Origin of the sequence: Defluviimonas sp. D31 (assembly GCF_033436765.1) — a bacterium.
GTDB lineage: Bacteria > Pseudomonadota > Alphaproteobacteria > Rhodobacterales > Rhodobacteraceae > Albidovulum.
Window position 1 is genome coordinate 1 of sequence record NZ_JAWQFN010000046.1, and the last position, 5,005, is coordinate 5,005.

6 protein-coding genes are annotated in these 5,005 nt (G+C 61.0%); 5 read left to right on the top strand and 1 reads right to left on the bottom strand.

Going from position 1 to position 5,005, the window contains the following annotated elements; all coding sequences use genetic code 11:
- On the top strand, positions 1 to 357 hold a 357-nt coding region (locus R5H32_RS20665), incomplete at its 5' end, for a DDE-type integrase/transposase/recombinase (RefSeq protein ID WP_318340523.1).
- A 643-nt stretch (positions 358 to 1,000) separates the two neighbouring features.
- On the opposite strand, the gene R5H32_RS20670 is transcribed toward R5H32_RS20665, so the two are convergent.
- Entirely contained in the window at positions 1,001 to 1,744 is a 744-nt protein-coding gene (locus R5H32_RS20670; protein ID WP_318340524.1) for a GntR family transcriptional regulator, read from the bottom strand.
- 107 nt (positions 1,745 to 1,851) lie between these two features.
- Between R5H32_RS20670 and R5H32_RS20675 the strand changes: the two genes are divergently transcribed.
- The 4 genes from R5H32_RS20675 (at position 1,852) to R5H32_RS20690 (ending at position 4,832) form a co-directional block, all read left to right on the top strand.
- Positions 1,852 to 2,145 (top strand): ribbon-helix-helix domain-containing protein, encoded by a 294-nt coding sequence (locus R5H32_RS20675; protein ID WP_318340525.1) that lies wholly within the window; start codon positions 1,852 to 1,854, stop codon positions 2,143 to 2,145.
- Positions 2,146 to 2,258: 113 nt separating this feature from the next.
- Positions 2,259 to 2,654 (top strand): VOC family protein, encoded by a 396-nt coding sequence (locus R5H32_RS20680; RefSeq protein WP_318340526.1) that lies wholly within the window; start codon positions 2,259 to 2,261, stop codon positions 2,652 to 2,654.
- Positions 2,655 to 2,716: 62 nt separating this feature from the next.
- Positions 2,717 to 3,241, top strand: coding sequence for a Twin-arginine translocation pathway signal (locus tag R5H32_RS20685; protein ID WP_318340527.1), 525 nt, complete (start codon positions 2,717 to 2,719; stop codon positions 3,239 to 3,241).
- A gap of 22 nt (positions 3,242 to 3,263) precedes the next feature.
- On the top strand, positions 3,264 to 4,832 hold the full coding sequence (locus R5H32_RS20690) for a GMC family oxidoreductase (RefSeq protein ID WP_318340528.1): 1,569 nt from the start codon (positions 3,264 to 3,266) through the stop codon (positions 4,830 to 4,832).
- Positions 4,833 to 5,005 lie beyond the last annotated feature (173 nt).

Below are 5,005 nucleotides of genomic sequence, written 5' to 3' on the forward strand. Positions count from 1 at the left end.
AAGAAGGCGGCATTGAAATTCCTCAAGAAATCAATGAAGCGCTACGGTCGCCCGCACATTTTCGTCACCGACAAGCTGCGCTCCTATAGCGCCGCATTGAAGGAGGTCGGTGCGGCCGACCGCCAGGCAACTGGTCGCTGGCTCAATAATCGGGCGGAGAATTCGCACCTGCCGTTCCGACGACGAGAACGGGCAATGCAGCGATTTCGGAGGATGCGAAGTCTGCAGATGTTCGCGTCCGTCCACGCCTCCGTCTTCAACCATATCAACTTGGAGCGCAGCTTCTATTCGAGGGTGAATTTCAAGAAGAACCGCGCCGCTGCTCTCGCCGAGTGGCGCGGCCTCGGCGCGTCATGAGGGACAGCGATCCTGCCCTTGTGGAGACGGGTTCGAATTGGTCTGACACCACCAGCGACGCTAGTCGGCGCCCTGCCTCGCCGCAAGCTAGGGTCATCTGACACCGCCGATCGAGCTTCGGCCGGACAGGCGGCTTCGACCGACGATACCCCAGCGGCACCGAGTGCTTCAGGATCTTCGCCACCGTCTTGCGGTCGATGCCGAACATCCGCGCCGCTTCGCTCTTGCTCATTCCGCCGACATGGCACGCCAGCCGCACCCGTCCGTAAAGGTCCACAGCATACATCTCCCCGCCTTCAGCTCGTTGCCTAAGGCGAAAGATGCGGAATATTACTCCGCGACAGTCAGAACATCCGACCGTTTCCGCTGTCCATTTTGTCTCCGGGATTCACANACAGCATACATCTCCCCGCCTTCAGCTCGTTGCCTCAGGCGAAAGATGCGGAATATTACTCCGCGACAGTCAGAACATCCGACCGTTTACGCTGTCCATTTTGTCTCCGGGATTCACACCCTCGCCAGCGGGCTCGAACCGCTGGCGCCTCGCTAGCTCGATCGTGGCGCTGCCGTGACGAACCTTTCCCGTAGTGTGTCCTTCCATTCCGACGAATGGATCGCACCATCAAACCCTGGGGTCAAACACTTAGTCCGGCGCGTTGTTCGACATCGCTGCGCGGATCTTTTCGTAGGCGAACGTGATGTGGAGCTTCATAAGAGCGGCCGCGTCCTCCGTCCTTCCGTCGAGTAGCATTTCGGCGATCGCGGCGTGCTCGTCCCAGACCGGCGCCGCGGCGCCTGGATCGCGCAAGACCTCGGCCATCGAGCGGCGAATGTGATGCCAGTTGCCGCGCATCGTGTTCTCTATCACCGGATTGCCGCTCCACCTGTAGAGCATGTTATGAAACTCGACATCCGCCTGAAGCAAGGCGCGCACATCGCGGGTTTCCACTGCTTGCCGTCCCTGACGAACCACGTCTTCGGCTTCGCGGCGAGCGTCGTTCGGCAGTCGCGCACCCGCAAGTTGCACGGCGAAGGGCTCAATGACGGCGCGGAACTCGAAAATCGACTGGAAAAGGCTGTTGTCGACTGGAGCGACGATGACCCCGCGGCGCCCGGTATCCTCGACAAAGCGGTTGGCCTTGAGGATCGAGATTGCACTGTTCACCGGCTGGCGCGACACGTTGAGCTGCGCCGCGATCTGATCCTGCGCGAGGCGTTCGCCCGGAGCGAGTTCGCCCGTGCAGATCGCGTTCAGTAGGATTTCGTAGGTCTGCTCGACGAGCGACTTGGGTGACGTGATCGACTCCATGGCTCCTCTTCGTTTCGTGCGCCCCGTGGGAAGTCGAGAAATTCCCTCCCGTCTCCGATAGCGAATCCGATATGTCAACCTAATAGACAGAGTATGAAATTTCGTATACGAAATTCAATGTGTCGTCGCGATTTACCGGTTTCGGCCCTTCAGTGGTCTTCGCTTAGGCTTGGGGGAGAAGCACGATGTGTAACGTCTTTGCCGGGCAGGATCCCCGGCGCTATGCAAGCGAAACCCGGCGGCTCCGGCTGAACGGCCAGAGTACGAGCATCCGGCTGGAGCACTCTTTCTGGATGATTCTCGACCAAATCGCCGCCTCCGAAGGCGTAACGACGCCATGCTTCGTCTCGAAGCTGCATTCGGAGGTTCTTGAACTGCGCGGCGAACCCGAGAATTTTACGTCCCTCCTGCGCTGTGCGTGCCTCGTATTCATCGAGTCGTCTGCGACTGAGCGGCCATCTCTGATGGCGGCAGAATAGGTTCCGATACTGCCGCGCAAGAAATCGGGGTGGTAGTAAGTCCATACTACCAAGCCCCCGCATGGCCGAAGTTACCCTTTCCCGAGAAGTGAAACAGCTTTCGGGAGGGCCGTGTGGCCAAGACAATCCATTCCATGATCCGCGTCATCGATGAGGACCGTTCCGTTGCTTTCTACGAGAAGGCGCTCGGTCTGAAAGTGTCCGACCGGCTCGACTTTCCGGACTTCACGCTCGTTTACCTGAGCAATCCCGAGAGCGAGTTCGAACTGGAGTTGACGATTAACAAGGGTCGGACCGAGCCCTACAACCTCGGCGACGGCTACGGTCACCTCGCCGTTACGGTCGATCATCTCGACGCTGAACATGCGCGCTTCGAATCCGAGGGATTCAATCCACGCAAGCTCGTGTCTTTCGCGCCGGCCGGCGAGGTTATTGCGCGCTTCTTCTTCGTGACCGATCCCGACGGCTACCAGATCGAAATGATCGAGCGCGGCGGGCGCTTCCGTTGACGAAATAGTGAATTCGCGCGGCCGGAAGCGGTCGCGCTTTTTCTTCAGAGGGAGGAGACTTCATGACGATCAATACCAGCCCAAGGGGGCTAACCCGGCGCGCGCTTTTGTCACGCGCCAGTGCCGCAGGCATGCTGGCCGTCGCGGGTGCCGGCTTTATCGCCGCTCCGAACGCGAGCTGGGCGATGGAGGTATCCATCATCGCGCCTGAGCAGATGACGACGCTCCTGCAGATGGCGCGCGACATCTACCCTCACGATCGGATTGCCGACGAGTTCTACGCTATCGCGGTGAGAGGCTACGACGCCGAGGACAAGAAGGTCATGGTCGCCGAGGGTGTCGCCGCGCTCGATGCCGCGGCGCAGGCGGCCGGCTATCCAAGCTATGTCATGGTTGGCTGGGAAGAGGAGCGCGTGAAGCTGCTACAGGCCATGGAAGACGCGTTGTTCTTCCAGACGGTCCGCGGCGGGCTCGTGACCGGGCTCTACAACCAGAAGGCCGTCTGGCCGATCTTTGGCTACGAGGGTGAGTCCTACAGCCAGGGTGGCTACATCAACCGCGGCTTCGACGACATCAACTGGCTCTGAGCCATAGGAGAGGAACAGAACTATGGCTGCACCTTTTGAACTGAACGACGACTCTGTGGTCGTAATCATCGGTACGGGCGCCGGCGGTGGCGTTCTTGCCAATGAGCTTGCCCAGAAGGGCGTAAGCGTTGTCGCGCTGGAGGCCGGCGGGCGCTACCTGCCGGACGACTACATCAACGACGAGTGGGAAAGCTTCGGCCAGCTTGCCTGGACCGATCCGCGCACAACGTCGGGCGATTGGCGCGTGGCAAAGGACTTCTCGGGCCTTCCAGCCTGGATCGTGAAGGCTGTCGGCGGCACCACGACCCACTGGGCAGGCGCCTCGATCCGCTTTCAGGAGCATGAGTGGAAGGCGCTAACCACCTATGGAGCGGTCGCGGGCGCGAGTCTTCTCGACTGGCCGATCGACGCCGCAGAGATGGCGCCTTGGTACGAGAAGGCCGAAGCGAAGCTCGGCGTCACCCGAACCGGCGACCGCTCGGGCCTGCCTGGCAACAACAACTTCAAGGTCTTCGAGAAAGGCGCCAAGGCGCTCGGCTACACCGAAGTCCATACCGGCCGGATGGCGATCAACTCGGCCGACTATGACGGCCGGATCTCGTGCCAGCAGACCGGTTTCTGTTTCCAAGGCTGCAAGTGGGGCGCCAAGTGGTCAGCCGCCTATACCGACATCCCGCGCGGCGAGGCAACAGGCAACCTTGAGGTTCGCGAGCGCGCCCATGTCGCGCGGATACTCCACGACGAGTCGGGCAAGGTGACGGGCGTCGAGTATTTCGACAAGGACGGCAACCTACAGATGCAGAAGGCGCGGATCGTCAGCGTCGCCGGCAACTCCTTCGAAAGCCCGCGTCTGCTGCTGAACTCGGCCTCGTCGATGTTCCCCAACGGCCTCGCCAACAGCTCCGATCAGGTCGGTCGCAACTACATGCGCCACACGACCGGATCGGTCTATGCGAGCTTCGACAAGCCGGTCCGCATGTGGCGCGGCACGACGATGGCCGGGATCGTCCAGGACGAGGCGCGTCACGACCCGTCGCGTGGTTTCGTCGGCGGTTACGAACTTGAGACTCTGTCGCTCGGCATCCCGTTCATGGCGGCGTTCCTTAATCCCGGCGGCTGGGGCCGCGCCTTCACATCGGCGCTCGACAGTTACGAGAACATGGCCGGCATGTGGATCGTGGGCGAGGATATGCCGCAGGCCACGAACCGCGTTACGCTCTCGGACGTGAAGGACCAGTGGGGCCTTCCGGTGGCGAACGTGCATTTCACCGATCACCCGAACGACATCGCGATGCGCAACCACGCCTACCAGCAGGGGATCAAGATTTACGAGGCGGTTGGCGCGACACGCACCTTCCCGACCCCTCCTTATCCTTCGACCCACAATCTCGGCACCAACCGGATGTCCGAGAACCCTGAGGAGGGCGTTGTCAACAAGTGGGGCCAGACCCACGACATCGCCAACCTCTTCATCTCTGACGGCAGCCAGTTCACCACCGGCGCGGCCGAGAACCCAACGCTCACGATCGTGGCGCTTGCAATTCGCCAAGCTGACCATATCGCCGGCGAAATGTCGGTGGGCAACATCTGAGCTCTTGGCGGGTAGTGAACACCATACGGGCCGCGTTCCCGCGGCCCGTAATAAACCAGCGACAAAGCCTAGGCTCCAGACCCATTGATTTCCGACTTTCGGCGTGATTCAGGCTCCGCAAGGAGACCTGAGCATGAGCAACCTTTTCTGGCTGACGGACGAGCAGATGGCGC

Excerpts from the sequence above, each read along its gene's own strand:
- R5H32_RS20675 (WP_318340525.1), top strand. The coding sequence starts at position 1,852 with ATGTGTAACGTCTTTGCCGGGCAGGATCCCCGGCGCTATGCAAGCGAA.
- R5H32_RS20685 (WP_318340527.1), top strand. The coding sequence starts at position 2,717 with ATGACGATCAATACCAGCCCAAGGGGGCTAACCCGGCGCGCGCTTTTG.
- R5H32_RS20690 (WP_318340528.1), top strand. The coding sequence starts at position 3,264 with ATGGCTGCACCTTTTGAACTGAACGACGACTCTGTGGTCGTAATCATC.